Source organism: Streptomyces sp. CB02366, from assembly GCF_001905905.1.
Taxonomy (GTDB): Bacteria; Actinomycetota; Actinomycetes; order Streptomycetales; family Streptomycetaceae; genus Streptomyces.
In genome coordinates this window covers 52,178-78,358 of the sequence record NZ_LIVT01000012.1, presented here as the reverse complement: position 1 = coordinate 78,358, position 26,181 = coordinate 52,178, and the positions used below count along the sequence as shown (strand labels likewise).

Annotated in this window: 26 protein-coding genes and 1 pseudogene; 6 read left to right on the top strand and 21 right to left on the bottom strand. The window is 73.9% G+C overall.

Translation table 11 applies throughout. From position 1 onward, the window contains the following. Positions 1 to 94: 94 nt before the first annotated feature. From AMK24_RS26370 to AMK24_RS26360, 3 genes are all read right to left on the bottom strand, one after another. Complete coding sequence (locus tag AMK24_RS26370; RefSeq protein WP_073771383.1) at positions 95 to 1,456, bottom strand: MFS transporter; 1,362 nt, start codon at positions 1,454 to 1,456, stop codon at positions 95 to 97. Next, positions 1,453 to 2,145 (bottom strand): helix-turn-helix domain-containing protein, encoded by a 693-nt coding sequence (locus AMK24_RS26365; protein WP_073771460.1) that lies wholly within the window; start codon positions 2,143 to 2,145, stop codon positions 1,453 to 1,455. The genes AMK24_RS26370 and AMK24_RS26365 overlap by 4 nt, the downstream gene beginning before the upstream one ends. A 124-nt stretch (positions 2,146 to 2,269) precedes the next feature. Continuing rightward, positions 2,270 to 2,839 carry a PadR family transcriptional regulator gene (locus AMK24_RS26360; protein WP_073771382.1) on the bottom strand — a complete coding sequence of 190 codons (570 nt, stop codon included), beginning with the start codon at positions 2,837 to 2,839 and terminating at the stop codon, positions 2,270 to 2,272. 178 nt (positions 2,840 to 3,017) lie between these two features. On the opposite strand from AMK24_RS26360, the gene AMK24_RS26355 reads away from it, so the two are divergent. Continuing rightward, positions 3,018 to 3,443: a nuclear transport factor 2 family protein gene (locus AMK24_RS26355; protein WP_073771381.1), complete on the top strand. Its 426-nt coding sequence runs from the start codon at positions 3,018 to 3,020 to the stop codon at positions 3,441 to 3,443. Between the two features lie 25 nt (positions 3,444 to 3,468). Here the strand turns inward: AMK24_RS26355 and AMK24_RS26350 are convergent, their stop codons facing one another. Next, positions 3,469 to 4,335, bottom strand: a complete 867-nt coding sequence (locus AMK24_RS26350; protein ID WP_073771380.1) for an ABC transporter substrate-binding protein — start codon at positions 4,333 to 4,335, stop codon at positions 3,469 to 3,471. Between the two features lie 336 nt (positions 4,336 to 4,671). Further along, positions 4,672 to 5,262: a TetR-like C-terminal domain-containing protein gene (locus AMK24_RS26345; RefSeq protein WP_079190645.1), complete on the bottom strand. Its 591-nt coding sequence runs from the start codon at positions 5,260 to 5,262 to the stop codon at positions 4,672 to 4,674. Positions 5,263 to 5,368: 106 nt separating this feature from the next. On the opposite strand from AMK24_RS26345, the gene AMK24_RS26340 reads away from it, so the two are divergent. Continuing rightward, positions 5,369 to 6,379 carry a zinc-binding dehydrogenase gene (locus AMK24_RS26340; RefSeq protein WP_073771379.1) on the top strand — a complete coding sequence of 337 codons (1,011 nt, stop codon included), beginning with the start codon at positions 5,369 to 5,371 and terminating at the stop codon, positions 6,377 to 6,379. Here the strand turns inward: AMK24_RS26340 and AMK24_RS26335 are convergent. The 10 genes and pseudogenes from AMK24_RS26335 to AMK24_RS26290 all read right to left on the bottom strand — a co-directional run bounded on the left by AMK24_RS26335 (position 6,363) and on the right by AMK24_RS26290 (position 16,812). Next, complete coding sequence (locus tag AMK24_RS26335) at positions 6,363 to 7,310, bottom strand: YihY/virulence factor BrkB family protein (RefSeq protein ID WP_073771378.1); 948 nt, start codon at positions 7,308 to 7,310, stop codon at positions 6,363 to 6,365. The genes AMK24_RS26340 and AMK24_RS26335 overlap by 17 nt on opposite strands. A 159-nt stretch (positions 7,311 to 7,469) precedes the next feature. Beyond that, positions 7,470 to 7,787: a cupin gene (locus AMK24_RS26330; protein ID WP_073771377.1), complete on the bottom strand. Its 318-nt coding sequence runs from the start codon at positions 7,785 to 7,787 to the stop codon at positions 7,470 to 7,472. A 188-nt stretch (positions 7,788 to 7,975) separates the two neighbouring features. Continuing rightward, positions 7,976 to 9,166, bottom strand: coding sequence for a S8 family peptidase (locus tag AMK24_RS26325; protein WP_073771376.1), 1,191 nt, complete (start codon positions 9,164 to 9,166; stop codon positions 7,976 to 7,978). Positions 9,167 to 9,266: 100 nt separating this feature from the next. After that, positions 9,267 to 10,394 (bottom strand): annotated as a pseudogene (locus tag AMK24_RS26320) (type III polyketide synthase); the annotation flags it as partial. Positions 10,395 to 10,419: 25 nt separating this feature from the next. Then, positions 10,420 to 11,640, bottom strand: a complete 1,221-nt coding sequence (locus tag AMK24_RS26315) for a cytochrome P450 (RefSeq protein WP_073771374.1) — start codon at positions 11,638 to 11,640, stop codon at positions 10,420 to 10,422. A 146-nt stretch (positions 11,641 to 11,786) separates the two neighbouring features. Further along, the gene (locus AMK24_RS26310) at positions 11,787 to 12,626 is read right to left on the bottom strand and encodes an ABC transporter ATP-binding protein (RefSeq protein WP_073771373.1); all 840 of its coding nucleotides are present in this window, start codon (positions 12,624 to 12,626) and stop codon (positions 11,787 to 11,789) included. Further along, a complete protein-coding gene (locus AMK24_RS26305; RefSeq protein WP_073771372.1) occupies positions 12,623 to 13,675 on the bottom strand; it encodes a FecCD family ABC transporter permease in 1,053 nt (350 codons plus the stop codon). The genes AMK24_RS26310 and AMK24_RS26305 overlap by 4 nt, the downstream gene beginning before the upstream one ends. Beyond that, the gene (locus AMK24_RS26300) at positions 13,672 to 14,712 is read right to left on the bottom strand and encodes a FecCD family ABC transporter permease (protein WP_073771371.1); all 1,041 of its coding nucleotides are present in this window, start codon (positions 14,710 to 14,712) and stop codon (positions 13,672 to 13,674) included. Before AMK24_RS26300 ends, AMK24_RS26305 begins: the two co-directional genes overlap by 4 nt. Beyond that, positions 14,709 to 15,743 (bottom strand): iron-siderophore ABC transporter substrate-binding protein, encoded by a 1,035-nt coding sequence (locus tag AMK24_RS26295; protein WP_073771370.1) that lies wholly within the window; start codon positions 15,741 to 15,743, stop codon positions 14,709 to 14,711. Before AMK24_RS26295 ends, AMK24_RS26300 begins: the two co-directional genes overlap by 4 nt. Before the next feature lie 295 nt (positions 15,744 to 16,038). Further along, positions 16,039 to 16,812 (bottom strand): helix-turn-helix transcriptional regulator, encoded by a 774-nt coding sequence (locus AMK24_RS26290; RefSeq protein ID WP_073771369.1) that lies wholly within the window; start codon positions 16,810 to 16,812, stop codon positions 16,039 to 16,041. A 404-nt stretch (positions 16,813 to 17,216) separates the two neighbouring features. Between AMK24_RS26290 and AMK24_RS26285 the strand changes: the two genes are divergently transcribed. Further along, positions 17,217 to 17,633, top strand: coding sequence for an ATP-binding protein (locus tag AMK24_RS26285; RefSeq protein WP_073771368.1), 417 nt, complete (start codon positions 17,217 to 17,219; stop codon positions 17,631 to 17,633). Between the two features lie 458 nt (positions 17,634 to 18,091). Here the strand turns inward: AMK24_RS26285 and AMK24_RS26280 are convergent, their stop codons facing one another. The 4 genes from AMK24_RS26280 to AMK24_RS26265 all read right to left on the bottom strand — a co-directional run bounded on the left by AMK24_RS26280 (position 18,092) and on the right by AMK24_RS26265 (position 21,087). After that, a complete protein-coding gene (locus tag AMK24_RS26280) occupies positions 18,092 to 18,424 on the bottom strand; it encodes a YkvA family protein (RefSeq protein WP_073771367.1) in 333 nt (110 codons plus the stop codon). 117 nt (positions 18,425 to 18,541) lie between these two features. Beyond that, the gene (locus tag AMK24_RS26275; protein ID WP_073771458.1) at positions 18,542 to 18,808 is read right to left on the bottom strand and encodes a WhiB family transcriptional regulator; all 267 of its coding nucleotides are present in this window, start codon (positions 18,806 to 18,808) and stop codon (positions 18,542 to 18,544) included. Between the two features lie 244 nt (positions 18,809 to 19,052). Next, on the bottom strand, positions 19,053 to 20,165 hold the full coding sequence (locus AMK24_RS26270; RefSeq protein WP_073771366.1) for a PP2C family protein-serine/threonine phosphatase: 1,113 nt from the start codon (positions 20,163 to 20,165) through the stop codon (positions 19,053 to 19,055). A gap of 88 nt (positions 20,166 to 20,253) precedes the next feature. Further along, positions 20,254 to 21,087 carry a Scr1 family TA system antitoxin-like transcriptional regulator gene (locus AMK24_RS26265; RefSeq protein WP_073771365.1) on the bottom strand — a complete coding sequence of 278 codons (834 nt, stop codon included), beginning with the start codon at positions 21,085 to 21,087 and terminating at the stop codon, positions 20,254 to 20,256. Between the two features lie 222 nt (positions 21,088 to 21,309). On the opposite strand from AMK24_RS26265, the gene AMK24_RS26260 reads away from it, so the two are divergent. Beyond that, on the top strand, positions 21,310 to 21,675 hold the full coding sequence (locus AMK24_RS26260) for an ATP-binding protein (RefSeq protein WP_242435259.1): 366 nt from the start codon (positions 21,310 to 21,312) through the stop codon (positions 21,673 to 21,675). A 144-nt stretch (positions 21,676 to 21,819) separates the two neighbouring features. Here AMK24_RS26260 and AMK24_RS26255 read toward each other — a convergent pair whose 3' ends face one another. Beyond that, positions 21,820 to 22,536: a ribonuclease H family protein gene (locus tag AMK24_RS26255; RefSeq protein ID WP_073771363.1), complete on the bottom strand. Its 717-nt coding sequence runs from the start codon at positions 22,534 to 22,536 to the stop codon at positions 21,820 to 21,822. A 187-nt stretch (positions 22,537 to 22,723) separates the two neighbouring features. Here AMK24_RS26255 and AMK24_RS26250 point away from each other — a divergent pair, with 187 nt between their 5' ends. After that, positions 22,724 to 24,622, top strand: a complete 1,899-nt coding sequence (locus AMK24_RS26250; protein WP_073771362.1) for an ABC transporter ATP-binding protein — start codon at positions 22,724 to 22,726, stop codon at positions 24,620 to 24,622. A 57-nt stretch (positions 24,623 to 24,679) separates the two neighbouring features. On the opposite strand, the gene AMK24_RS26245 is transcribed toward AMK24_RS26250, so the two are convergent. Further along, positions 24,680 to 24,949 carry a hypothetical protein gene (locus AMK24_RS26245; protein WP_073771361.1) on the bottom strand — a complete coding sequence of 90 codons (270 nt, stop codon included), beginning with the start codon at positions 24,947 to 24,949 and terminating at the stop codon, positions 24,680 to 24,682. A 152-nt stretch (positions 24,950 to 25,101) separates the two neighbouring features. Between AMK24_RS26245 and AMK24_RS26240 the strand changes: the two genes are divergently transcribed. Beyond that, positions 25,102 to 25,791 carry a class I SAM-dependent methyltransferase gene (locus AMK24_RS26240; protein ID WP_073771360.1) on the top strand — a complete coding sequence of 230 codons (690 nt, stop codon included), beginning with the start codon at positions 25,102 to 25,104 and terminating at the stop codon, positions 25,789 to 25,791. Positions 25,792 to 26,181: the final 390 nt, after the last annotated feature.

The window sequence follows — 26,181 nt, the reverse complement described above, 5'->3', positions numbered from 1 at the left end:
GGGCGGTTCTCCTCAAGAGGGGGGCACGAGGGGGCGGCGGTGTCGGAGGTTCCGCCGGACAGGATTCCTGCACATTTCACCGGGGCGTCGCGCCCTACGGGTTCACCGCCGCCGCCTTTGTACGGGGAGCGGCGTCGGGGAGCGGCTTCGCGGGAGCGGCCCGGCGCACCCAGAGGAGGGCGCCGGCCAGCACGGCGGCGGCGGCGATCAGCCAGGGCAGCGGGCCCGGCGGCAGGGCGCCCGCGCCCAGTCCCGCCCCGGCGGCGACCAGTTGCAGGGAGAGCGACTGGACGGAGAGGGCGGTGGCGCGCCCGGAGGCCTCGACGCGGCGGTGCAGCAGGTCGTTCTCGTTGGGGCCCGCCGCTCCGAGTCCCAGGTAGACGAGCCCGTAGCCGGTGACGGCGAGCGCCGTGGCGGGAGCGCTCATCGTGTGCGCGGTGATCCCGAGCAGGGTCAGCCCCAGCACCGTGAAGCCGAGGCTCACGAGCACCGCGCGCTCACTGCCGCCGGAGAACCGTGCGACGAGCGGGGCGAGTTGGCTGCCGATCGCGGAGCACAGGAATCCCGCGCAGGCGAGCCCGGCGTAGACCAGGGCCCCGGATTCCGCGGTCCCCATGAGGGCGGCGGCCCGGCCCGGGGTGAGCAGTTCGACGGCGGCGAGGGCGGCCCCGGCGGCGCTCGCGGTCAGCAGGATGCGCCGGATCAGGGCATCGCGGGCGCCGAGCCGGAGACCGGCGGCGATGGCGGCGGGCACCCCGCCCACGACGCGGCGCAAGGTGGTGCGGGGCCGGGGCGGCTCGGGCAGGGAGCTGAGTACGTAGAGGACGAAGACGAGCTCGACCAGCGCACCGGACAGGGCCGGCAGGGAGAGCGGGATCACGAGCCCGCCGGTCGCCTCGGTCAGCCGCTCCCCCGTGCCGGGGGCGAGCCCGAGCAGCCAGGGCAGTCCGCCGCCGAGCAGGGTGCCGAGGGCGAGGGCGGCCGAGGTGGCGGATCCGCCGCGCGCCAGGCCCGTACGCAGGTCGGCGCCGGGCCCCGCGTGGGCGTGGACGGTGTCCACGTACCAGGCTTCGGCGGGTCCGCTGGACAGGGCGCGGGCGAGTCCCATCAGCCCCATGCCGAGCGCGATGGCCCAGCCCGCCGCGCCGAGGCCGATGAGGGTGAAGGCGGTGAGGTTGAGCAGTCCGGCGACGGCCAGGACGGGGCGTCGCCCGATGACGTCGGACAGGCCGCCGGTGGGCAGCTCCATCGCGGCGGCGGTGAGGGAGTGCACGGCGTAGAAGCCCGCGATGGCGGCGAGGCCCATGCCCCGTTCGGTGAAGAGGAGCACTCCGGGGGCGATGGACATGCCGATGGGGAACCAGAAGAGGAAAGAGACCGCTGCGTACCGGCGGCGCGCGGTCGCCTCGTCGAGGCCGCTCCCGTGGGCGGCGGGGAGGACCGGTCGGCGCGTCATGGCGTGTCTCCGGCGGCGGCGTCCGGTCTTCCGGCGTCCGGTGCCTCAGGGCCGGCGGAGGCGTCCGCGCGGTCCGGGGCGGTCCCCGGCGCCGCACCGGCCGCCGGATCCGAGGCCAGCGGCAGTCCGGCGGTGAACAGGACGACCCGTTCGGCGCGGGGGTCCTCGGCGTCGCGGGCGGCCAGCTCGTCCGTCTTCGCCCGGATCGCCTCCCACAGTTCGGCGAGGGACTCCGGGGTGAGCCGGGGCATCAGGTCGCTGATGCCCGAGGGTTCCTGCCACTCCTCGGCCAGCAGGCCGCTCTCCAGGTCCGCCTCGTGGCGGTCCAACGACTGCTGGAGGTGCTCGATCTGGCGGCGGTGCAGGACGTCGAGGATCGCGCTGCCGCCGGGGCTGCGGCGCATCGCCTCGTTGCTCCACGAGGTCATGGCGTGCACGGACTTCCAGCGGCGTTCGCGGCCGTCGCGGTGGTCGGCCTCGGTGACGAACGCGTACTTGGCGAGCACGCGCAGGTGGTAGCTGGTGGAAGCCGAGGACTCCCCCGTCCTGGCCGCCAGCTCGCTGGCGGTGGCCGGGCCGTGCTGCCGCAGCAGCCCGAGCAGGGTGAGGCGGAGGGGGTGGGTGAGCGCCTTGAAGGCGGCCCCGTCCTCCACGGGATCGAGTGTGCGACGACCGGCTTCGCTGTCCATGACCGCAGCGTAGAACAGCCGGAACACTTTCCCAAAGTAATTTTGCAGAATATTTTCGGGAAAGTCGCGGACACCTTGGGAGGCGGCCCGCGCTCCTCGGGCGGAGCCCGGATGCCGAGGCCGGTCAGGCCCCGGGGCGGGCCTTCCGCCGCGCCCGGAGCACCTCCGCCACCTCCCGGCACCAGTCGCGGTTGGCGCGTTCGAAGTCCCTGCCCCGGCGACAGGTGAGGTACGGGCCCACGCGCGCCCCGCGCAGCAGGAACTCCGCCTCGTCGAACTCCCCCCGCATCGCGCGCAACCGCGCCTCGAACAGCGCGGCCTTGGCCTCGGCGCGGGCGTACCGCTCGGCGAGCCGGTCGATCAGCACGTCGGTGTCGAGATGGTCGGCGGCCTGCACCTGGACCAGCAGGTCCTCCCGCAGGAACGAGGGCGCGGACGGCGCGGACGCGAAGCGCTCCAGTTCGGCCAGCCCCGCCGCGGTGACACAAAACAGCCGCTTGTCGGGGCGGCCCTCCTGGGCGACCCGGCGACCCGCCGCCAGCCCGCCCTTCTCCAGCTTCGCCAGCTCCGCGTAGACCTGCTGCGGTTTGGCGTGCCAGAAGTTCGCGACGCCCGCCGCGAACACCTTGGCGAGCTGATAACCGCTCAACTCCTCGTCGAGCAGCGCCGCCAGCACCGCATGCCGCAACGCCATCGGACCGCCTCCCTCTCCGTCCGGCCCGGATGCGCCCCCGGCCCTTCCCGCCGGGCCGCCCCTGTCCGGAACACCGGCTCTCATGGTAGTCATGAAACTGACCAGTCAGATTGATGACCAAGCAGCGCATCGGCTCCGCCGTGCGCCCGCCGAGGACGCACCGCACCGAGGAGGACACATGACCACCGCAGTGGACCGCTTCCGCACCGCCGTCGACGATCGCGACCTGGCCGCCCTGGACGGCCTTTTCACCGAGGACGTCCGGCTCTACAGCCCGGTGAAGTTCACCCCGTTCGAGGGCCGCCCGGCGGTGCTGGGCCTCTTCGGCGTCCTGCTGCGCACGTTCGAGGACTTCCGCTACGTCGGCGAGCTCAGGGGCGTCTCGCAGACGAGCGCCGACGGAGCCGAGGCCCCGTCGGCGGTCCTGTTGTTCCGGGCGACGGTGGGCGGCAAGGAGATTCACGGCATCGACCTGCTGCACCTGGACGAGGCGGGCCGGATCAAGGAGTTCACCGTGATGGTCCGGCCCCGGTCCGCCGTCCAGGCGCTGGGCGAGGCGGTGCTCGCCGGCCTGGTCGCGGACGGCCTGGTCCCCGCCTCCTGACGACGCCCGGCGAGGGCGTCCCGGCTCAGCTCGCCCGCGCCGCGTCCAGGGCGTCCGCGACCAGTCCCAGGAACCGGGCGTGGTCGCGGGGCCCGTAGAGGGGTTCGGGGTTCCACGGGACGACGGGGGCCGACGCGGCCTCGTCCCCTCGCCACTCCTCCCACGGGGCGGCGTGGGCGCGGACGTCCGCCAGGACCACCTCGGGGCGCAGGCCGAAGACGTCGGCGCGGTCGAGCGTGGCCCAGTTGGCCCCCGGCCCCCCGGCCGGTTCCACGACCCGGACGCCCAGGTCGGTGAGCACCCGCAGCTCGGGCCACATTCCGGGGCGTGCGACGTACGCCCGGTCCGGGCCCGCCGGGGAGAGCGCGAGCACCCGGGGGGCGTCGGCATGCGCGGCGACAGCGCGCAGCCGCTCCCGGGCGGCGTCGAGTTCCCGGTCCGCGCCCGGCCGGTCCGTCGCGCCGAGCGAACGGGCCAGTGCGGCGAACCGGTCGCCGATCTCCCCGAACGTACGGTCCCGGCCGACGTCGAGGACCACCACCGGCACCCGCTTCTCCAGGTGTTCGGCCGTCTCGGGGGCCAGCCCGTAGACGTGACCGCCGCCATAGCTGACGGCCACCACGAGATCCGGCCCGGCGCTCAGCAGCCGCTCGGCGTCCAGGGCGCCGCCCGCACCAGCGTACTCGACCTCGTCGAGCGGCAGGGTTCCGGTCTTCGCCGGGTCGGGGGCCGGCCCGTCGTGGTCGGATCCGAAGATTCCCACCGGCCGGACGCCCAGGTCCCAGAGGGTGGCGCCCGCCTGGACGTAGGCCAGCACCCGCCCGGGCGGCCGGGGTGCCGACGACTGCCGGCCCCGGTCGTCGGAGAACCGCCATTCGCTCTGCTCCGTCACGTCACACACGCCCTTCTACCGCCGACTGCCGTACCGCTCGCGCGAGTTCGCACACCTGTACCTGCCCACCCCCTTGCGGGCGCACCCCTGCGGCCGGAGAGGAAACGAGGGGCGGCCGGCCCTGCCACGACGCACGGAAATCATTACCGAGTGTTAAGAATTGACAACCGAACGTCATCGACCGGTGTCCTGTGCCGACCCTTTCCCGAAGGGAGCCGACCCCCTGTGCACGCGGCCCCGAAAGCGGCCCCGGGCGCCGGCGTATCGCTCCGCACGGGCCCGGCGGGAGCGTCTCCTCGCGGCAGAGGCGACCCCCGGGCCGCCCCGGAGGGCGCGTCAGCCGGTACGGGGTCGCGCGCCGTCCAGCGCCAGGCCCACGATCCGGCGCGCGAGCCCCTCCTCCAGCGGTGCACCGGTCAGCAGGACCCGGGCGAACAGCGGCCCCGCCAGCATCTCGGCCACCAGCCGGGGGTCGGTGTCCGGGTCCAGTTCCCCGCGCTCGACCCCGCGCCGCACGATGTCCTCGCCGTGCCGGAGCCGGGCGTCCCAGTAGGGCAGGCGCTCCGCCGCGACGGCCTCCGCGTCGGGGGAGGCGCCGAGCTGGAGCAGGGCCGCGCCCTGCGGCGAGGAGAGGTAGCCCGCGACCGCCGACATCAGCTGGACCAGGTCCCGGCGCACGTCCCCCGTGTCGGGTGCGGGCAGCGCGTCGTCGGCGTGCGAGCCGAGGGCGTCCAGCAGCAGGTTCTCGCGGGTCTTCCACCGCCGGTACACGGAGGTCTCGTGCACCCCTGCCGCCCGGGCGACCGCCGCGACCGTGGTACCGGCGAGCCCTTCGGCGGCGAGGAGGTCCACGGTCGCGGCCAGGACAGCCTGCCGCATGGGTTCGCCCCGGCGGCGCAGGGGGGCGGGGATGTGCTCGGCGCTCATCCGCGCACCGTATCGCAAGCTCACTTGCTTTAGTAGCAGGACCGCTTTACGTTTTAAAGCAAGGCGACTTGCGATAGTCCGCCGATCCGAACCGTAAGGACCCGTCATGGAACGCATGCGCGCCGCGCGTCTCCACCTCTCCAGCCGCTCCCTCGTCGTGGAGGAGGTGGACAGGCCCGTCCCCGGACCCGGCGAAGTGCTGGTGAAGGTGGAGGCCGCGGGGGTCTGCCTCTCCGACGTGCACCTCGTCGACGGCACGCTGCGTCCGATGTACGCGGAAGGGGACGCGGTCACCCTGGGCCACGAGGTGGCCGGGACCGTGGCGGAGACCGGGCCGGACGTCGCCGGCTGGTCCCCGGGGGCGCGGGTGGTGCTCCAGGCGGGCGAGGAGCGCCGGGGCCGGACGTACACCCGGGGGGTCGACTACGACGGCGGCTGGGCCGAGTACGCCCTCGCCACCGCGTCCACCCTCGTGGCCCTCCCCGACTCGCTCCCCTTCGAGCAGGCGGCGATCATCCCGGACGCGGTCTCGACGCCGTGGGCTGCGGTGACCGCCACCGGCGGGGTGCGGCCGGCGGAGGCCGTGGGCGTCTGGGGCGCGGGCGGTCTCGGCGCGCACGCCGTGCAGTTGCTGCGGGCGGTCGGCGCGTACCCGGTCGTCGCGGTGGACCCCGCTCCGGCGGCCCGGCGGCGGGCTCGGGAGTTCGGGGCGGACCTGGCACTGGACCCCGCCGATCCGCGGTTGCGCGAGAAGGTGCTCGGGGTGAGCGACGGCGTGGGGCTGTCGGCCGCGTTCGACTTCGCCGGGGTTCCCCCGGCCCGCGAGCAGGCGCTGACCGTACTGGCCCCGAAGGGGCGGCTGGTGCTGGTGGGGCTGACCGATCAGCCGCTGACGGTCTCCCAGGGCACGCTGTTCAGCTACTTCCAGCAGCGGATCCTGGGCCACTACGGCTCGGAGGGCCACCATGTGAGGCAGCTCGTCCGGCTCGCCGAGGGCGGCCGGCTGGACTTCTCCCGGTCGATCACCGACGTCCTGCCGCTGGACGAGGCGGCGTCGGCGGTGCGGCGGATGGAGACCAAGGAGGGCGACCCGCTCCGGCTCATTCTGCGGCCGTGACGGGCTTCCCCTCCGCTGCCGCGGGCTCCGCCTCCCCCGTCGCGCGCCCCGGGTGCTGCCGCTGGAGCTCGACGTTGAACTGGGCTCCGGCCAGCAGCGAGAGGTTGGCGAACCAGACCCAGATGAGGAAGACGACGAGTCCGGCGAGCGAGCCGTACAGCCTGCTGTAGCTGCCGACCCGGGTGGCGTACAGGGCGAACAGCGCCGAGGCGGCCAGCCAGCAGAACGCGGCGAGGATCCCGCCGGGCAGGCCCCGGCGGACGCCCCGCGCGGAACGGGGGCCGGTGCTGAAGAGGACCATGATCAGGCAGGCGACGAGGAACACCAGCAGCGGCCACTTCATCGCCGCCCACAGGGTCTCCCCCTCGTGCGGCAGACCGGCGCGGCGGCCGAGCCAGCGGGCCAGCGGGCCCGTCATCACGAGGGCGAAGGCGCTGGTCATCAGCAGCAGGAGCAGGCCGATGGCGGAGACGACGATGATGTGCGCCTGGCGCAGCGGCGGACGGGTGTCCCGGACGCCGTGCATGGCGTGCATCGCCCGGCGGAAGACCGCGAGGTAGCTGCACGCGGACCACACGGCGCTCACGGACCCGGTCGCGACGAGCAGCCAGACGGCGGAGCGCTGTTCGGTCGCCGCCTCCAGCGGCCTGCGCAGCGCCTCGCCGGACTCGGCGGGGGCGAACGCGGTGATGTCGGCGATCAGGGCGCTGGTCGCGTCGGGGTTGGCCAGGCCGATGACGGACACGGTGGCCAGGAGCGCGGGCAGCAGGGCGAGGATGGCGTAGTACGTCAGGGCCGCGGCCCAGTCGGTGACGTCGTCGTTCCACAGCGAGACCGGTGTGCGGCCCAGGGCGGTGAACCAGCGCCGGTGCGGTGCGGTGCGTCCGGCGGGGGCGGTGCTGTCCGCGGCGGACGCGGTCTGGGTCGGCAAGCTGGTACTCCGGGTACGTGGACGGGTGCGGCGGGCGGCGCGGCTCGTCCCTCTCCGGACGCGCCGACTCCGCTCGATCCTCTCCTGCCTCGCCCCGACCGGTGTACACCCCTCCCCCTCCGACGCGCCCGCGCTGCGCGGGCGCGGGCGGGGGCGCGGTCAGTCGTTGACCGCGGTGAGCAGGACCACCGCGTCCCGCAGCGCCAGCATCCCGTGCCGCTCCCGCGGAACCGGGTACAGGACCCCGGCCGGCAGGTCGGCGTCGCCCGAGGCGGCGGTGACGCGGACGCTGCCGCGCAGGACCAGCAGCGATGCCGCGGGCGGCGCGTTGTGCTCGTCCAGCGCGGTCCCCTCGGTGAGGGCGATCACCGTCTGCCGCAAGGGGGGCTGCTGGAGCAGGAGGTGGGCGCTGCGGCCGTGCGCGGAGGCGCGGGCGGCGGCCAGGTGTTCCTCGGCGAGTGCGTTGAGGTCGTCCATGTGCCCACTGTGCCGCAGCCGCGCCCGCCCCGCGATCCTGGCGGCGCCCACCGCGGGAGCGGCGCCGGTGGGGCGGGCCCGGCGGGGCGGGGGCCGGGTTCCAGGGCCGGGGAGCGGGTTCCGCCGTTCGCCGCTCCCCGCCCGCGGGCGGTCCGGCCGACCGGTGGGCCGGCGGGCCGGGAGGCCCGTCAGAGGCCGCCGGTGAACAGCAGCCGGTCGGGCGAGCCCTGGCCGAGGCCGGAGAGCACGGACGGGGTGGCCGTGTCCGTCAGCCACCGCGCGACCGAGGCGGGGGCGGCGGAGGGGTTCTCCTGCTTGTACAGCGCGGCGACGCCCGCGACGTGCGGGCTGGCCATGGAGGTGCCGTTCAGCGAGACGGCGCCGCCGCCGAGCCGGGCGGAGACGATGTCGGCGCCGGGTGCGTACAGCGCGACACAGGGGCCCCGGTTGCTGAAGGAGGTCGCGCGGTCCTGCCGGTCGCTCGCCCCGACCGCGACCACGCCGTCCGCTGCGGCCGGGGAGACGTCGCAGGCGTCCCGGGCGTCGTTCCCGGCGGCCACGACGGGCAGGACGCCGGCGGCGGCGACGGACTCCACCGCCGCGTCGACGGAGGTCGAACGGGCCCCGCCGAGCGAGGCGTTGAGCACGGCGGGGGTCCTGGTGCGTTCGGCGTCCTCGGCGACCCAGTCGAATCCGGCGAGGATACCGGCCCAGGTGCCCCGGCCCTCGCAGTCCAGGACGCGTACGTTGACCAGCGAGGCCTCCCGGGCCACGCCGGCCGTCCCGCCGCCGACCGTGCCCGCCACGTGCGTGCCGTGCCCGTTGCAGTCCATGCCGTCACGGCCGTCGCCCACCGCGTCGTACCCCTGCACGACCCGGCCGCCGAACTCGGTGTGCGCGGCGTCGATCCCGGTGTCGACGACGTACGCCTTCACGCCCTTGCCGGTGGCCGTGGTGGTGAAGGCTCCGTCCAGCGGCAGGGCGCGCTGGTCGATGCGGTCGGCGCCCCAGCCGGCGGCGGGGGCTCGGAAGACGACACCGGACCGGGGCGCGTCCACGGTCACCTCGGCGTTCTCCTCGACGGCGAGGACGCCGGGGGCGGTCCGTACCGCTTCGAGTTCCGAGGCGGTGAGCGAGGCGGCGAAGCCGTGCAGGACGTTCCCGTAACGGAACAACGGGTCGAGCCCGAGCTCCCGCAGGACGGCGTCCGACGGGAGCCCGGGCTCCAGGGTGACGATGTACTGCCCGGGCACGGCCCGGGTGGACTGCTCCACCCGGACCCCTTCCGGTCCGCTGTCGGCCGAGGCCGTGGCGGGGGCGCCGATCAGCGGGACGATCAGCAGCAGGGCGGCCGTGGCCCATCGGGCGGGCAGGCGCATGCGGTCTCCTCGGGGTGGGGGGTCCGTTCACGGAACGAGTGCGTCCGCGAAGCGCGAACACCCGTTCCTTCGTCCCCGTCCGCCAGCCGCCTTAGCGGGTTCAGCCGGACAGCGCAACGCCGCCGGCCAGCTCCAGGTCGTCGAGGTCGTGCGCGGCGGCGGCCGGGAGGTCGTGCTTCGCCCAACTGCCCACGGCGACCTCGGCGGTGATGCCGGGCCCGAAGCCGGCGATGAGCCCCTGCGCGTCCTCGGCCGCTCCGCCGTCGTCGAAGAGTCTGGCCAACGCGTCGAAGACGACGGAGCTGGCGATGTTACCGCGTTCGGTGAGGGTGGCCCGGCTGTAGCGGAACATCTCCGGCGGCAGGTGCAGGAAGCGGCAGAGGTCGTCCAGGATCCGCGGCCCCCCGGCGTGGACGATGAAGAAGTCCATGTCCGGGACCGACCAGCCGTGCAGGTCGACCAGGTCCTGGAGGACCGGGGCGAGCATCTCCATGGTGCCGGGAACCCGCTTGTCCAGCAGGAAGTGGAAGCCGGTGTCGCGGACGGCGTAGGAGATCCAGTCCTCGGTGTCGGGGACGAGGTGGGAGCCGTTGCGCTCCAGGCGCATGCCGGTGCCGCCCCGGCCCCGTACGACGGCGGCGGAGAGGGCGTCGCCGAACAGCCCGTTGGAGAGCAGCGAGCCGACGCCGATGTCGGTGGGCTGGTAGCACAGCGAGCAGAACTCGCAGGAGACGATGAGGACGTTGGACCCGGGGTAGGCCCGGCAGAAGTCGTGTGCGCGGTTGATCGCCGCGCCGCCCGCCGCGCAGCCGAGCTGGGCGATGGGCAGTTGGCGGGTCTCGGGCCGGAACCCCATGGTGTTGATGATCCACGCGGTCAGCGAGGGCATCATGAAGCCGGTGCAGGAGACGTAGACGATGAGGTCGATCTCGCCGGGTTCGGTCCCGGCGTGGGCGAGGGCCCGGCGGACGACGTCGGGAACCCGGGCCTTGGCCTCGGTCTCGTACACCCGGTTGCGCACCTCGAACCCGGGGTGCTTCAGGGTCTCCTCGACGGGCTGCACGAGGTGCCGGGTCTGGACACCGGTGTTCTGGATGAGCCGCAGGACGAGGTCGCGCTGCGGATGCCCGGCGTGGGTCTCCCGCGCCAGATCCAGGGTCTGCTGCATCGTGATGACGTGCTCGGGCACAGCGATGGCGGGTCTGCACAGGGTCGCCATGGGTTCTCCTCGGTCTTCGGAGCGGAGCCTCTCGTCACCAGGTGACGGGCAGGGCGAGCGGGTAACGCCAGATGGACGTCGTGTTCCACTCGATGTCCTCGGGCGGCACGTCCAGACGCAGGGCCGGGAAGCGGGTCAGCAGCGTGGAGAAGGCCACTTCCAGTTCCATGGTGGCCAGCGGCGCGCCCAGGCAGTGGTGGGCGCCCCAGCCGAACGTCATGTGGGGGATGGACGGGCGGTCGGGATCCAGCTCGTCGGGGCGGTCGAACTTGGCGGCGTCCCGGTTCGCCGTCAGATAGGACACGTGGACCACGTCGCCGGCCTTGATGAGGACGCCGCCGAGCTCCACGTCCTCCAGGGCGACGCGCGGGATGCCGACGCCCTTGCGGAACGGGATGTGGCGCAGCAGCTCCTCCAGGGTGCGGGGCAGCCGCGCCGGTTCGGTCCGGAGGGAGTGCAGCAGCTCCGGACGGGTGAGCAGGGTGTAGGCGATGTTGCCGAGCTGGTAGGTGGTGGTGTCCTGACCGGTGATGAGCAGGACCATCGCCATGACGGCCAGTTCGTCGTCGTCCAGCAGTTCGGCGCCGTCCCGGGCGGTGGCGAGGGTGCTGATGAGGTCCTGGCCCGGGGAGCGGCGCCGGTCGGCGGTCAGCTCCTGGAAGTAGCCGCGCAGCTCCGCCTTGGCCCGTACGGCGTCCTGCTTGCCCGCGGCTCCGACGTTCATCATGGTCATGGCGTGGGCACGGAGCCAGGGGCGGTCGGCCTCGGGGATGTCGAGCGCCTCGCAGATGGTGATCAGCGGCAGCGGTGCGGAGACGCGGGCGACGAAGTCGGCCGGTGAGCCCGCGTCCGCCATCTCGTCCAGCAGCCGGTCGACCACGCGCTGGGTGCCGCCGCGCATCTGCTCGACGCGGCGCGGGGTGAAACTCTTGGCGACCAGGCCGCGCAGGCGGCTGCTGGCGGGCGGGTCCATGAGATTGATGGACTCCGCCTGCACGATGGGCTCCGGGGTCATGCGGGGGAAGTCCCGGCCGAGGACGGCACTGCGGCTGAAGCGCCGGTCGGTGGTGACCGTGCGGACGTCCTCGTAGCGGGTGACCAGCCAGGCCTCGCCCTCTCCGTACGCCATCCGGATACGGGACACCGGCTCCTCGGTCAGCAATCGCCTGAGCTGGGGGTCGAACTCCAGCCGCTCCGCGTAGTCGAACGGGCAGCTCCGTACGGTTTCCTTGTTCTGCACCGAGGTGTTCTCCACCGAGGTTCTCCCAATGACCGCTTCGAGGAAGGGGGGTGCCGGGGCGGGGGCCCGGCACCCGACCTCCCCTGCATCCCCCGTCACCCTTCGAAACATGTCAGTGACACGGTGCAGTCAGCCGATCAGGGGGGCGCGCGCTCCGGCGCTCAGCGGGCCGCCTCCCCCGCGGGCCGAGCCCCGGTCGGGTCCAGGACGTGGTGGCGGCCGATCGGGAGCATCAGGGGCCGTCCGGAGACGGGATCCTCGATGATGCGGCTGTCGAGGTCGAAGACGGCCCGTACGGTCTCCTCCGTCAGTACCTCGGCGGGGGCGCCGGAGGCGTGGAGGCCGCCGTGGGCCAGGGCGATCAGATGGTCCGCGTACCGGGCGGCGAGGTTGAGGTCGTGCAGGACCATCACGATGGTGGTGCCGCGCGAGCGGTTCAGGTCGGTGAGGAGGTCGAGGACCTCGATCTGGTGGCTGGCGTCGAGGAAGGTGGTCGGCTCGTCGAGCAGCAGCAGATCGGTCTGCTGGGCGAGGGCCATCGCGATCCACACGCGCTGGCGCTGGCCGCCGGAGAGCTCGTCCACGGCGCGTTCGGCCAGTGGTTCGGTGTGGGTGGCCTCCAGGGCGGCGGCCACGGCGGCGTCGTCCTTCTCGTTCCAGCGGGAGAAGACGGACTGGTGGGGGTGGCGGCCGCGGCCGACGAGGTCGGAGACGGTGATGCCCTCGGGGGCGACGGGGGACTGCGGCAGCAGTCCGAGGGTGCGGGCCAGCTCCTTGGCGGGGAGCCGGTGCACCTCCTTGCCGTCCAGGACGACCCGCCCCGCCCGGGGGGCGAGCAGCCGGGACATGGAGCGCAGCAGCGTCGACTTGCCGCAGGCGTTGGCGCCGACGATCACGGTGATCCGGCCGGGCGGTACGGCCAGGTCGAGGGAGTCGACGACGGTGCGGTCGCCGTAGCCGAGGGTGAGCCCTTCGGCGGTCAGTCGGTGGTGCGTGGTCATAGCGAGCCTCCCGCCCGGTTGGTGCGGATGATCAGGTAGACGAGGTAGGGGGCTCCGAGGACGCCGGTGACGACGCCGACCGGGTAGCGCTCGCCGAAGGCGAACTGTCCGGTGAAGTCGGCGACGAGGACGAGCAGTGAGCCGACGAGTCCGGCGGGCAGGAGCAGCGAGCCGCCCGCTCCGGTGATCCGGGCGGCGATGGGCCCGGAGAGGAACGCCACGAACGCGACGGGGCCGGCGGCGGCCGTGGCGAAGGCGATGAGCCCGACGGCGGCGACGATCACGGTGATCCGGGTGCGCTCCACCCGTACGCCGAGGGCGGAGGCGGTGTCGTCGCCGAGTTGGAGGGCGGAGAGGTTGCGGGCCTGGCCGAGCAGCAGCGGGGTGAGGACGGCCGCGGCGGCGAGCGCGGGGAGCACCTGTTCCCAGGTGGCTCCGTTGAGGCTGCCGGTCAGCCAGCGCATCGCCTCCTGGAGGTCCCATTCGGCGGCCCGGGACAGCACGTAGGAGGTGATGCTGTCGAGCATCGCGGAGATCCCGATGCCGATGAGGATGAGCCGGGTGCCCACGACGCCGTCCCGGAACGCCAGGGAGTACACCAGGAGGGCGACGCCGAGTCCGGCGGCGATGGCGAGGACGGAGACCTGCACCTCTCCGAGGGACAGGGTGACGATGGCGATGGCCGCGGCGGCACTGGCCCCGGAGCTGATGCCGATGACGTCGGGGCTGGCGAGCGGGTTGCGGAGCATCGTCTGGAAGGTGACGCCGGCCAGGCCGAAGCTGAATCCGGCGATCAGGGCGAGGGACGCGCGGGGCAGTCGCAGCCGGCCCACCGTGAACGACGCGCCGGGCACCTGTTCGCCGAGTATCACCCGGAGCACGTCGCCGGGCGGGTAGGAGGTCCGGCCCGCCATGAGGGTCACGGCGAACGCGGCGACGACGAGGAGGGCCAGGACCTGGACGACGCGGCGGCGGCGCGAGGCGCCCCGGACACGGCGGCGGGTGGCGGCCTCGACGGAGGCGGGCCGGGTGAGGACAGGGGCGCTCACAGGGCACGTACCTTCTGTCGGCGGACGATGTAGATGAAGAACGGGGCCCCGACGAGGGCCGTGACGATGCCGACGTCGACCTCGGAGGGGCGTGCCACGATGCGGCCGACGACGTCGGCGGCGGTGAGCAGGACCGCGCCGAGCACGGTCGACAGCGGCAGGAGCCAGCGGTGGTCCACGCCGACGAGGAGCCGGCAGGTGTGCGGGACGACGAGGCCGACGAACCCGATCGGCCCGGCGACGGCGGTGGCCGCTCCGCACAGCAGGACGGCCCCGGCGGCGGCCACGGCGCGTGCCACGGCGACCCGTTCGCCGAGTCCGGCCGCCAGCTCGTCGCCCAGGGCGAGGGAGTTCAGGGCGCGGGCGGAGAGCAGGCAGACGGCGAAGCCGACGACGAGGAACGGCGCGACCTGGCCGACGCGTTCGAAGGACGCCCCGCCGACTCCGCCGATCTGCCAGAGCTTGAAGCTTCCGGCGATGTCGTTGCGCGGCAGGACGACCGCGCTGACGAGCGAGGCGAACGCGGCCGACGTGGCGGCCCCGGCGAGCGCCAGCTTGAGCGGGGTGGCCCCTCCCCTGCCGAGGGCGCCGACCGTGTAGACGAACAGGGCGGAGAGGGCGGCGCCCGCGATGGCGACCCAGATGTAGCCGGTCGGCGAGGTGAGGCCGAAGAACGCCACCCCCGTGACGACGGCGAGGGAGGCCCCCATGTTGACGCCGAGGATGCCCGGGTCGGCCAGCGGGTTGCGGGTGACGCCCTGCATCACCCCGCCGGCGAGGCCGAGCGCCGCTCCGAGGACGACGGCGAGGACCGTACGGGGGATGCGCTTGGTCGCCGCCGCCCGGCCCAGGGTGTCGTCGGCTCCGCCGAAGGCCGCGACGACGTCGGACCACGGTACGTCGCGGGAGCCGAGGGCGACGGAGGCCACCATGACGGCGGCCAGGGCGAGCACGGAGAGCAGGACCCAGAGCAGGCGCACGCCCGCCGGACGCCTGGTCACGGCGTCCGGCGGGGTACGGGTGTCGGGCGTGGTCACTTGACCTTGTCCGCGGCCTCGGCGAGGGCGGCGGCGTAGTCGTCCAGCACGTAACCGATGGACAGCGGCGTCGGGTTGGCGGCGGTGGCCAGCGGGCTGCTGCTGCCGGGCAGGAAGTAGGTGGAGCCGCGCTCGACGGCGGGGATCTTCGAGAGCAGCGGGTCCTCGGTGATCGTCTTCAGCAGTTCACCGGTCTCGTCCCCGTACCCGGTGATGATGTCGACGTCGTCGAACGCGTCGATCTGCTCGGCGCTCTTGGTGAGGGCGAACTTGTCGGTGCCTTCGGACGCCTTCGCCACGGAGCCGGGGATCTTCATGCCGAGGTCCTGGAAGAACTGCGTACGGGTGTCGTGGGCGGTGTAGAAACCGACCTGGCTGACGTCGTTCGGGTCCACGTGCGTCATGAACATCGCCGACTTGCCCTTGAGCTGCGGGTACTTGGCGGCGGTCTCGGCTATGTCCCCGTCGAGCTTCTTGATCAGCTTCTCGCCCTCGTCGGCCAGCCCGATCGCCTTGCTGTTCGTCCGGACGATCTCGCGCCACGGCGTCGCCCAGGCGGCGTCCGGGTAGGCGACCACGGGGGCGATCTCGCTGAGGGTCTCGTAGTCCTTCTTGGTCAGACCCGAGTACGCGGCCAGGATGACGTCCGGCTTCGTGTCGGCGACGGCCTCGAAGTCGATGCCGTCCGTCTCGTCGAAGAGCACCGGCGTCTTGGCCTTCAGCTCGTCGAGCCTCTTCTCGACCCAGGGCAGCACGCCGTCGTCGTTGTCGTCGCCGAAGTCGGCCGCCGCCATGCCCACGGGTACGACGCCGAGCGCGAGCGGCACTTCGTGGTTGGCCCAGTTGACGGTCGCAACGCGCTTCGGCTTGGCCGGGATGGTGGTCGTGCCCAGGGCGTGCTCGACGGTCAGGGGGAAGGCGCCGTCGGAGCGGCTCTCGCCCTTGGTCCCGGCGTCGGAGGTGCCGCCGCAGGCGGAGACGCCGACGAGGGCGGCCGCCACGATGAGCAGGGGGAGGCGGTGTGAAGACATGGGTGTGTACCCGGCTTTCCGGATGTCGGGGGCGCCACGGCCCGCACGTCGGGGGCGGGGAGTACCCGGCGTGACGCACTGGACGACGACTGCATGAACGACTTAGGTAAGGCTTGCCTTGGAACTTTATGAGAGGGGCACGCTTGTCGCAATCAAGCGTTACGGACACCCCGTGTAGCGGAACGGACATCCACGGGTGCGCCCATGCGGGCGCCGCCCCACCGCCCCCTGGGCGGCGTCGCTCCGGTGCGGCGCCCCCCGGTGACCGCGTCCCGATCCGGACCCGCCGCCCGGCTCACTCCGGGCAGAAGCTCCCCGGGGTGAGTCCCGTCGTACGCCGGAAGGCCGCGCCGAACGCACTGGCCGAGCGGTAGCCGACCTGTTCGGCCACGCTCTCCACGTCCCATCCGGCGGCCAGCAGGCCGATCGCGTGCTGGGCGCGGACCGCCGCCACCCACCGCGCGAAGCCGGCGCCCGTCTCGGCGGTGAACGCACGGGTGACGGTACGGGCGCTGACGCCGAGCGCCGCGGCCCACTCCGTGAGCGTCCGCTGGTCGGCCGGGTCCTCGCGCACCGCGTCGGCGATCGGACGGAGCAGGGCCGAGGAGGGGACGCGCACGAGGAGTTCGCGGGGCGAGGGGATGAGCACATCGAGCACCAGCGCCTCGGTCGCGGCCCGCGAGGCGGCGGCGAGAGCGGGCTCCCCGAGCCTCTCCAGCAGCAGACGCAGCAGCGGGGTGATCTCGACGGCGACCGGGGTGTCGGAGATCGACGCGGTGGTGCGGAAGCCGAAGAAGCTGGCCCGCAGCCGGGTGCCGGCGCTCGCCGAGCCGGTGTGCAGCGTGCCGGCGGGCATCCAGAGGCCGAGGGCGGGGGTGATCATCCAGACGCGTTCGCCCACCACCGCGGTGGAGGCGCCGCGCTCGTTCCAGAGGAGTTCGTGGAAGGGGTGGGAGTGCGCGTCCCACCGCGTGTCGTGGGAGACGACCTCGCCGTAGTCCTGGATGACGAACGGGGTCTCCACCGAACCGGGTGCGAGCGCGGGAAGCGTCCGGGTCTCGCTGGTCACGGCAGGCGGAGCCGGTTCGCACGGGGGCCGCTCGGGCGCGAGGCGGGTCCGCTCACGTGCGTACGGGGGCCGCTCGGGGCGGACGGGGAGCGCATCGGTCCAGCCTAAGGGCTGTCTCCTCAGGGCCTGCCATCGAGCCGCCGTCGCCCGGCAGGGCAGTTCGACGACGGGCCCCGGAGGCCGGGGGCGCGCGCTGCGGACGACCCCCGCCCCCCGCCGCCCCGGGCCGGCGAAAGGAGCGCGGGGCCGACCGTTCCGGCCCGGCGGGTCCTGCGCGACCGGCTCGGCGGGGGGGCTGAGCCGTTCGAGGGAACGTACGTGCTCCCCGCGGGCCCCTTCCATGAACGGCGGGTTCCGGGGTACCCGAACGTCAGCCAGAAAGCTCACGCGACGGGGTGAACGCTATGAACGACCGCATGCTCATGACCATGTCACCGGACGGTGAGACCCGTACCGATTTCGTCTGCCGCCCGGAGATGGCCGCCGACGCACGGGACGCGGTCAGCGCGTTCGTCGCCCGCCTGCATCCGGCGCCGACCACCCACATGGTGCAGAACCTCCTGCTCCTCGTCTCGGAGCTGGTCACCAACGCCGTCCGGCACGCGGGCGCCGTCACCGCCCTGTGGCTGACCGCCGACCGCAGGGGTGTCCATGTCCGGGTCACCGACCCGAGCCCGGCGCGCCCCCGGAACCGCACGCCCGACCTGACCGGGCGCACCGGTGGGTTCGGCTGGCCGATGGTCCAGCGGCTGGCGCAGGAGGTGCGGATCCGCGAAACGGTCGGCGGGGGGAAGGTCATCCTGGCGACCGTGGCCCGCTGAGGCCGCGCCGCCCAGGGACCCCGCGCCCCCGGACCTCCGCCCTGCCCCCGCCGCCCCGGGGGCCGGGTACGGAGGTCCGGGGGCGCTTCCGTCGCGGCGGCCGGCGGACGCCGCCCCGCCGGAGGACGCGGGAACCGGAGGACGCGGGGAGGAGGAGGGCCGGGCGGATGCGGCCGGGCGCGCGGGAAGGCCCCCGGAGCACGGCGGCTGCCGGGGGCCTTCCCGCGCGGGTACTCGCCCGGTGTCGTCCGTCGGGGGCGCCGGGGAAGTCGGCGACGGCCTCCCCGGCGGAACGGAGCGGTCCCCGCGGCCGGAGGGCGGCATCCGGCCACGGGGCTGGGGACGAAACCCCGTTCCCGCTGCCGGAGAACGACCCGGCCTCGGAGGCCGGAGGACGGACCGGTGGGACCGGTCGGGCCGGAAGCCGGTACGAGCGCTGCCGCGGTGGTACGAGCGCTTTAGAACACCGCGTCCGGGCGGCTTTCCGCCGACGTCTTCGCCCGGTCGCCCGCGCCTTGACGCAGTCCCGCAGCCGAGGCGGCCGCGTGCAGCGAGCGCAGGGCGACGAGCAGAAAGCCGATGTCGTCGAGGTAGACCGGATCGGGCAGGAGGTCGATCGGCGACACGGTGTAAAGAACGGCCGCCCAGACCAGGGCCTTGCTGCGCAGCGGGATTCCGGCCTCGACCAGCAGCTTCCGGGCTCTGAAGACCCGCACGAGGAGGACGACGGCCACGGCCAGCATGAGCAGCGCGGCCACGGCGGCGAGACCGAGCCAAACGGTGGAGTCCATGGCTCATCGTCTACCCACTGGTTCCCGGATGAAGAACCCGTGGCGGTGATGTCCCCGCTCCGGGCTCCGAGCCGGGCGCCCCGCCCGCCCCGCGGGGGGATGCCCTGCGGAGGGGGATCAGGCCGCGCCGCCTCCCCGGGCCTCCGCCCGGCGGCGGTTGCGGCGCTTCAGGGCGCGCCGTTCGTTCTCGGACAGACCGCCCCAGACGCCGGAGTCCTGTCCGTTCTCCAGGGCCCATTCCAGGCAGGCGGCCTGGACGGGGCAGGTCCGGCAGACGGCCTTGGCCTCCTCGGTCTGGACGAGGGCCGGGCCCGTGCTCCCGATGGGGAAGAACAGGTCCGGGTCCTCCTCGCGGCAGGCGGCGTGCATGCGCCAGTTCTCCATGCTGCTCATCTCCGCTCACTCCCGATGTCGATATGTGGTAAGTCAGTCGCCGTATGCGTCTTCCGTGCGGGTGACCGACGAGCGGCCCCTCAAACACGAAGCGGCGTACGGGTCGTAGGACGGCGGAGATTCTTTGCGCCTCCATGACCCCGGCCGGGCGGCCGGGGATGCTCCGGTCGGCCGTGCCCTGTGCCGCACCGCCCGGCCCCGGGCGGGGCCCCGGTGCGAAAGGCCGGGCCCTCCGTCATCCGTACGCCGTCGACCCGGAGGGCCGGTCGCTCCGTGCCGGGCGGTGCAGGGCGAGGAGCGCCTGGTCGTCCTGGACCCGGCCGCCGGTGTGGCGTCCGACGTCCTCGATCAGCAGGTGGAGGATCCGCGCCGGGGTGGCCGGGGCACGGTGCCGGACGAGCAACGGCAGCCGGACGACCGCGTCGTAGAAGACCCCGGACTCGTCGCGGGCCTCGGTGACCCCGTCCGTGTAGCAGACGAGGGTGGCCCCGGGCGGGAAGGGGAACGTGTCCACCGGCGACGACCAGGCCCCGAGAGCGCCCATGCCGAGCGGGGGCGACTCCTCGGAGGGGCCGAGGGGGGTCGCCCGCCCCTCGGCGTCCAGCAGCACCGGGGGCGGGTGCCCCCGGTTGACCACCCGAACGGTGTCCAGGCCGTCGGCGAACTCGGCGATCAGCGCGGTGGTGAACCCCTCCTCCTGCTCCTGGCCGCCGCGCCGGGCTCCCTCGCGCAGCAGCGCCCGCTCCAGTGCGGCCACCAGTGCGGGCAGGTCCTCCGCCTCGTCCGCCGCGTACCGGAACGCCCCCAGGTCCGCGCAGACCGCGCTCACCGCGCCCAGGCCCTTGCCGCGTACGTCCCCGACCATCACGCGGACCCCGTGCGGAGTGTCCTGGACGACGTAGAGGTCGCCGCCGATCACGGCCTCGTCCTCGGCGGGCACGTACCGGGCGGCGATCCGCAGTTCACCGATGCGCGAGGGGGGCCGGGGCAGGACCGCGCTCTGGGCCACGGCGGCGATCTGCCGGGCCCGCCGGGTCCGGGCGTCCCGCCCTTCCAGGGCGCGGTTGATCAGGACGGCCAGCACCGTTACGGCCAGAAGGGTGAGCTGGTCGACGACATCGCGTTGCCAGCCGAAGGCGCCGTCGAACCAGGCGAGGAACGCGTGGGCGGCCATGGCGAGCGCGCCGATCGCGATGATGCCGCGCGGAGCGAGCAGGGGCGCGGCGGCGACGGGGGCGGCCACCAGGAGGGGGGCGGAGGTGACCCCTTCCGGTGTCACCAGGTCCAGGACGACGCCCAGCACGATGATCCCCGACGGGATCCACTTGGCTCTGCTCGGCTGCACCACTCCCCCACGCTGGACGGAACCGGGAGGGTCCGCATCCCGACGGCCGGGACGGACCGCGTGCGGCGGGGCGGGCGGGCTCCGTCCCGGCTCATGGCGGCAGCGGGGTTCCGGGGCCGGGGGCGGCGGCGCAGGCGGCGTCCAGCCGGATGCGGTGGGCCGTGACGGCGTCGGGGTCGTCGACGAGGTCGACCCGCACGCCCGGCGTCTCCAGCACCGCCAGGTCGCCGATCTCGGGCACGGGCACCCGCAGGATGTGCAGGGGCGGCACCCCGGTCAGGGGGTGCGGCGGATGATCCAGCGGTACCACCTGGACGGTGATGTGCCGTTCCTCCATCGCTTCGGCCAGGGCGGCCCGCTGTCCGTCCATGGTCCCCCGGTCGCCCACCCGGGTGTGGAGGGCCGCCGCGGGGAACAGGGCCCACAGGGCGGCCCCCCGCTCGTCCAGGCGGCGTCGGCGCTCCTCCAGCAGTTCCACGCGGCGCTCCCGGCGGGCGGGACCGTCGTCCGGGTACTGGGTGCGGTAGAGGGCGGCAGCGTAGGCGGGGGTGCGCAGCAGTTCGGGGACCAGGGCCGGGTGCCAGGTGCGCACGAGGCCGGCCGAGGACTCCATGCCGATGGTCTCCTGCTGCCAGCCCTCCATCTCGTCCCGCCACCGGTGCCACCAGCCGGGGAGGTTCGCGGCGGTGAGGCCGGTCATGATGGGCTCGGCCACGGCGGGCGGTACGCCGTAGCAGCGCAGCAGTTCGCGGACCTGCCGGGCGTCGAGTCCGGTCTCGGCGCGTTCGATGCGCCGGACGGTGGCGGGGTGGGCGTCCAGCGCCTCGGCGGCGGCGCGCAGGCTGACCCCGGCGCGCTCGCGCAGCCGGCGGAGGCGGACCGCGAGGACGCGGTGTTCCACGGTGGGGCCGGACCGGGCTCGCATGCGGAAACCTTCTTCGTCGGGCCCCGGGACGGGGCACTGCACACTCTGTCGCTTGCAAAGTATGCGTTTTGCGTCGAGAGTGCATACATGTCGGAAATAGGCAGTTGCGCGGAACGCGCTCCCGATGACGGAAGCGCCCAAGACGCCCCGGGGGCGCACAGCTGGTGGGTTCCCCGTCTTCCCGGGGGCGTCCCCGAGGCCCGGCACCGGGTTCAGGAAGCCATGCGGGACTGGGGGGAACCAGCCGACCGGGTCGATGCGGCGGCTCTGATAGTGACCGAACTGGTCGCCAACGCCGTGCGGCACACCAGCACCCGGCGCATCCGCTGCCGCCTCCTGCGCTCCGCCGAGGGGGTGCGCATCTGCGTGTGGAACCGCGGCCGGGCCCGGATTCCGGCCCCGGCGTCCCCGGCCGACTCCGCCGGCCTGCCGGTCGGGAAGGCCCCGGCGGCGGCCGACCTCGAAGCCGACGACGCGCTCGACCGCCTCACCGAGGACGGCCGGGGGCTCCTGCTCGTCGACGCGCTGGCGGCCCGCTGGGGCACACGGGCCGCGCTGACGGGCCGGCTCGTCTGGGCCGATCTCTGAGGTCTTCGGGGTCTTCGCCGCGCCCGGGGCTCTCCGGCCCCTGCGGACCTCCCGGGGCGCCCGGACCTTCCCTGCCCCGCCGCTTTCCGAGCGGCCCCGGCCTCCCCCGGGCGCAGCCGCGGTCCGCCCCCGGCGGTCGCGTGATCAGGCGGAGGCGGTACGGCACTCCGGGTGGCCCCAGCCGTTCGGATTCTTCGCGATCGGCTCCTTGGCCGCGTACGGCCGACCGCAGTGGCAGCGCCCGGCGAAGCGGGCCTTGATCGTGCCGGTGGACCGCCCGCCCCGGGACGCGCCCCCGGCGCTCCTCCCCTTCGCGCTGTCGCCCGACCCCCCGGGGCCTGCCGCGCGCCCCTTGGCGGACCGTACCGGCGCGGGCACCGGCGGGACCGTCGCGCCGTGCGCCGTACCGGCCGGAAGCTGGGCGATCGCCGCCTCGCCGGCCGCCTGGTCCGCGATCGCGTTGAGCGGATCGCCGTCCACCTGGTGGGCGGGCACGTAGCGGAACGTCACCGAGCGGTCGACGAGCAGGGCGTCGATGCGGGTGACCAGCTCGCGGTTGGCGACGGGCTTGCCGCCGGAGGTCTTCCACCCGTTGCGCTTCCAGCCCGGCAGCCACTTGGTCACCGCGTTCATGGCGTACTGCGAGTCCATCCGCACCTCGACGCGCACCGCCGGTTCGACGGACTCCAGCAGCTCGGCCAGAGCGGTGAGTTCGGCGACGTTGTTCGTCGCGACGCCGAGCGGACCCGCCTCCCAGCGCACCGGGCTCCCCTGCGCGTCCGCCACGACCCACGCCCAGGCGGCCGGACCCGGGTTCCCCTTCGACGCCCCGTCGCACGCGGCGATGATGCTCTCGTTCATCCCCCGATCATGCCAGCCCCGTGCCACCGCTCCGACCGGCCGGGAAGCGCCCGCCGACCCGACCGGGGCGGTCTTGACCTCAACCAAACTTTTGGTTCTAACGTTCCGGGTGAACCCGGGGCCCGACGGCCCGCGGGGTCCGCAGGCCGTCGGGGGAACCGGGGGCCGCCACCATTCGGAGCGTCCCATGGACATGGAAGTCACGGCGTGGCATTCGCTGCACAGCGCGATGAACGCCCAGCAGGACCGTCGGCCGTTCTCGCGGGAGGCGTTGCGGCGCATCCTGCGCTTCGCCCGGCCGCACCGGCGACGGATCTACCGCTTCCTCCTGCTGAGCGTGGCGACCGCGCTCCTCGCGGTGGCCACCCCGGTGCTGGCCGGGAAGGTCGTCGACGCGATCGTGAAGGGCGAGGCCACCGGCACGGTCACCCGGCTCGCCCTCCTCATCGCGCTCATCGCCGTCGTGGAGGCCGGGCTCGGCCTGCTCGTGCGCTGGCTGTCGGCGACGCTGGGCGAGGGGCTGATCCTGGACCTGCGCACCGCCGTCTTCGACCATGTGCAGAAGATGCCGGTCGCCTTCTTCACCCGGACCCGGACGGGCGCCCTGGTGAGCCGGCTCAACAACGACGTGATCGGCGCGCAGCGGGCCTTCAGCAACACGCTCTCCGGCGTCGTCTCCAACCTCGTCACGCTGCTGCTGACCCTCGCGGTGATGATCACGATCTCCTGGCAGATCACCCTGCTCGCCCTGGTGCTGCTCCCGGTGTTCGTCGTGCCGGCCCGCCGTATGGGAGCCCGGATGGCGGGGCTCCAGCGGGAGGCGGCCGACCACAACGCGGCGATGGGCACCCAGATGACCGAGCGGTTCTCCGCGCCCGGCGCGACGCTCGTCAAGCTGTTCGGGCGCCCGGCCGACGAGTCGGCCGAGTTCGCCGCCCGCGCCGGCCGGGTGCGCGACATCGGCGTCCGTACGGCCATGGCCCAGTCGGCGTTCATCACCGCCCTCACCCTGGTCTCCGCCCTGGCGCTGGCCCTGGTCTACGGGCTCGGCGGCTTCTACGCCCTGCGCGGCAGCCTGGAGCCGGGGGCCGTGGTCGCGCTGGCGCTGCTGCTGACCCGGCTGTACGCCCCGCTCACCGCCCTCGCCGGGGCGCGGGTCGAGGTGATGAGCGCGCTCGTCAGCTTCGAGCGGGTGTTCGAGATCCTGGACCTGAAGCCGCTGATCGAGCAGAAGCCGGATGCCCGCCCGGTGCCCGACGGCCCGGTCTCCGTGGAGTTCGACGAGGTGTCCTTCGGCTACCCCTCCGCCGACAAGGTCTCCCTCGCCTCGCTGGAGGAGGTCGCCACGCTCGACGACCGGGGCGGCACGCAGGTGCTGCACCGGGTCTCCTTCCGCGCCGAACCCGGCCAGACGGTCGCGCTGGTCGGATCGTCCGGCGCGGGCAAATCGACGATCGCGCAGTTGCTGCCCCGGCTGTACGACGCGGACGCGGGAGCGGTACGGCTGAACGGGGTCGACGTGCGCGACCTGAGCGCCGAATCGATCCGGGACACGCTCGGCATGGTCACCCAGGACGGGCACCTCTTCCATGAATCGGTACGCGCCAACCTGCTGATCGCCCGGCCCGACGCCTCCGAGGACGACGTCTGGGACGCGCTGCGCCGCTCCCGGCTCGACGGCCTGATCGCCTCCCTGCCCGACGGGCTCGACACGGTGGTCGGCGAGCGCGGTTACCGGCTCTCCGGCGGGGAGCGCCAGCGGCTCACCATCGCGCGGCTGCTGCTGGCCCGGCAGCGGGTCGTGATCCTGGACGAGGCGACGGCGCACCTGGACAACACCTCGGAGGCGGCCGTGCAGGAGGCGCTGGCCGAGGCGCTGGCGGGCCGGACCGCACTGGTGATCGCCCACCGGCTCTCGACCGTCCGGGCGGCCGACCGGATCCTGGTCGTGGAGGCGGGCCGGATCGTCGAGGACGGCGCCCACACCGAGCTGCTGGCGGCCGGCGGGAGGTACGCGGAGCTGTACCGCACCCAGTTCGAGCGGCCTTCGCCGGACGGCGACCGGCCGGCCCAACCGGTCTCCTGACCGGCGCGTCCACGAGCCGGCGCCGTGCGGCCGGGCTTCCGGCGGCGCGGCGCCGGCTCAGCGCCCGGCGGTGCGGAGGAGGGGCCTCCGTTCGGCGGCGCGCAGCCGCCGCAGTGCGTGACCGCCGCACCTGCGCCACTCCTTCGGAGACACCCGGGGCCGGTGGCCGCCGTTGGTGAGGAGCGCGTTCACCGAGGTCATCGGGTCCGCCGCCATGGTCTTGGCCAGCAGGACGCCGACCACGAGCGGGAGCAGCGTGACGGCCAGGACGGAACCGGCGGTGGCGACGTGCTGGACGGTGGGGCGGCGCGGTGCTTCGGAGGTCATACGGGCATCGAACCGCGCCCCGGGCGCCGGAGCATGGGGGAACGTACTCAGGGGCCCGGGAGGGGCATACTCAGGCGGGCGCACGGGGACGCTCACAGCGGCCGGGCGCGCGGACGCCGACCGGGTCGCCGGAGCACGGAGGGATCGCCTCGATGGGTGACAGCCAGGTAAGCGGTGGCAGCGGGAAGTCCTGGGAGGGGCAGGGGACTTCGGGTGAGGGGCGCGTCCCGGCGGCCGCGGCGGTGTTCGACGCGCTGGGCGCGGAGTACGAGCGGGCTTTCGCCGGTTCGGCCGCCCACCGCGCATCGCTGGAGCGGCTGCTGGCGGATCTCGCCCCGGCGAGCCGGGTGCTGGACGTGGGCAGCGGGACGGGGCGGCCCACGGCGTACACCCTGGCGGAGGCGGGGCACCGGGTGCTGGGCGTCGACGTCTCCCCGGTGATGACCGCGCTGGCGGCCCGGCAGGTGCCGCAGGCCGAGTTCCGGTGTGCGGACATGCGCGATCTTTCCCTGTCCGAGGGTGAGTTCGACGCGGTCTGCGTGTACTTCTCGCTGCTCCAGATGGAGCGCCACGAGCAGCGGGAGTCGGTGGAACGGCTCGTCCGGTCGCTGCGGCCCGGCGGTCTGTTCGTCGTCGCGACGGTGCCGGTGGACGTCGAGGGCGTCGACGCGGTGTTCATGGGGCAGCCGGTCCGGGTCTCCAGCTTCGGGGCGGAGGAGTTCTCCGCCCTCGTCGCGCGGGCGGGGATCGCCGTGGAGTGGGAGCACAGCGCCCTGTTCACCCCGGACCATCCGGCGGGCGCGCCCGAGCCGCACCTCTTCCTGCACGGCCGTCGCGCCTGAAGCCCCCGCGGTCCCCTTGGTTCCCGCCGGCGTCGCGTCCGGCCTCGGAGCGACCTCCGCGGCCGGGGCCGTACGGTCGCGCCGCGCCCCTCTCCGCACGGTCGCCGCGCCCGTGCTTCACACGGTCCTCGTACCTGCCGTCGCAGTCTTCACTTTCGGCACGCGCCACCCATTGGCTATCACAAAGATCAAGCCGAATGAATGACATGGGTGGCGCATTCGCTGTCATTCTCCAGAAGGTAATGCGATAGCAAAGTCCTGGTCTATATGCTCAGCTGTAGCCGTATCCGCGAGGAAGGGGCCGGAGCGTTTTCCCTGACGGCTGCCCTGCGGCAAACCACAGGTGAAACACGGTTCCCCTTCCGAACGTTCATGCGGATACGAACAGCT

Coding starts and splice junctions, on each gene's coding strand:
- AMK24_RS26325 (WP_073771376.1), bottom strand. CDS start 9,166: ATGCGCCTGCCCGCCCGATGGGCCACGGCCGCCCTGCTGCTGATCGTC.
- AMK24_RS26285 (WP_073771368.1), top strand. CDS start 17,217: ATGAACGACCGCATGCTCATGACCATGTCACCGGACGGTGAGACCCGT.
- AMK24_RS26370 (WP_073771383.1), bottom strand. CDS start 1,456: ATGACGCGCCGACCGGTCCTCCCCGCCGCCCACGGGAGCGGCCTCGAC.
- AMK24_RS26245 (WP_073771361.1), bottom strand. CDS start 24,949: ATGACCTCCGAAGCACCGCGCCGCCCCACCGTCCAGCACGTCGCCACC.
- AMK24_RS26255 (WP_073771363.1), bottom strand. CDS start 22,536: ATGAACGAGAGCATCATCGCCGCGTGCGACGGGGCGTCGAAGGGGAAC.
- AMK24_RS26365 (WP_073771460.1), bottom strand. CDS start 2,145: ATGGACAGCGAAGCCGGTCGTCGCACACTCGATCCCGTGGAGGACGGG.
- AMK24_RS26330 (WP_073771377.1), bottom strand. CDS start 7,787: ATGGACGACCTCAACGCACTCGCCGAGGAACACCTGGCCGCCGCCCGC.
- AMK24_RS26340 (WP_073771379.1), top strand. CDS start 5,369: ATGGAACGCATGCGCGCCGCGCGTCTCCACCTCTCCAGCCGCTCCCTC.
- AMK24_RS26265 (WP_073771365.1), bottom strand. CDS start 21,087: ATGCGAGCCCGGTCCGGCCCCACCGTGGAACACCGCGTCCTCGCGGTC.
- AMK24_RS26280 (WP_073771367.1), bottom strand. CDS start 18,424: ATGGACTCCACCGTTTGGCTCGGTCTCGCCGCCGTGGCCGCGCTGCTC.
- AMK24_RS26250 (WP_073771362.1), top strand. CDS start 22,724: ATGGACATGGAAGTCACGGCGTGGCATTCGCTGCACAGCGCGATGAAC.
- AMK24_RS26355 (WP_073771381.1), top strand. CDS start 3,018: ATGACCACCGCAGTGGACCGCTTCCGCACCGCCGTCGACGATCGCGAC.
- AMK24_RS26345 (WP_079190645.1), bottom strand. CDS start 5,262: ATGAGCGCCGAGCACATCCCCGCCCCCCTGCGCCGCCGGGGCGAACCC.
- AMK24_RS26295 (WP_073771370.1), bottom strand. CDS start 15,743: ATGTCTTCACACCGCCTCCCCCTGCTCATCGTGGCGGCCGCCCTCGTC.
- AMK24_RS26240 (WP_073771360.1), top strand. CDS start 25,102: ATGGGTGACAGCCAGGTAAGCGGTGGCAGCGGGAAGTCCTGGGAGGGG.
- AMK24_RS26260 (WP_242435259.1), top strand. CDS start 21,310: ATGCGGGACTGGGGGGAACCAGCCGACCGGGTCGATGCGGCGGCTCTG.
- AMK24_RS26275 (WP_073771458.1), bottom strand. CDS start 18,808: ATGGAGAACTGGCGCATGCACGCCGCCTGCCGCGAGGAGGACCCGGAC.
- AMK24_RS26360 (WP_073771382.1), bottom strand. CDS start 2,839: ATGGCGTTGCGGCATGCGGTGCTGGCGGCGCTGCTCGACGAGGAGTTG.
- AMK24_RS26310 (WP_073771373.1), bottom strand. CDS start 12,626: ATGACCACGCACCACCGACTGACCGCCGAAGGGCTCACCCTCGGCTAC.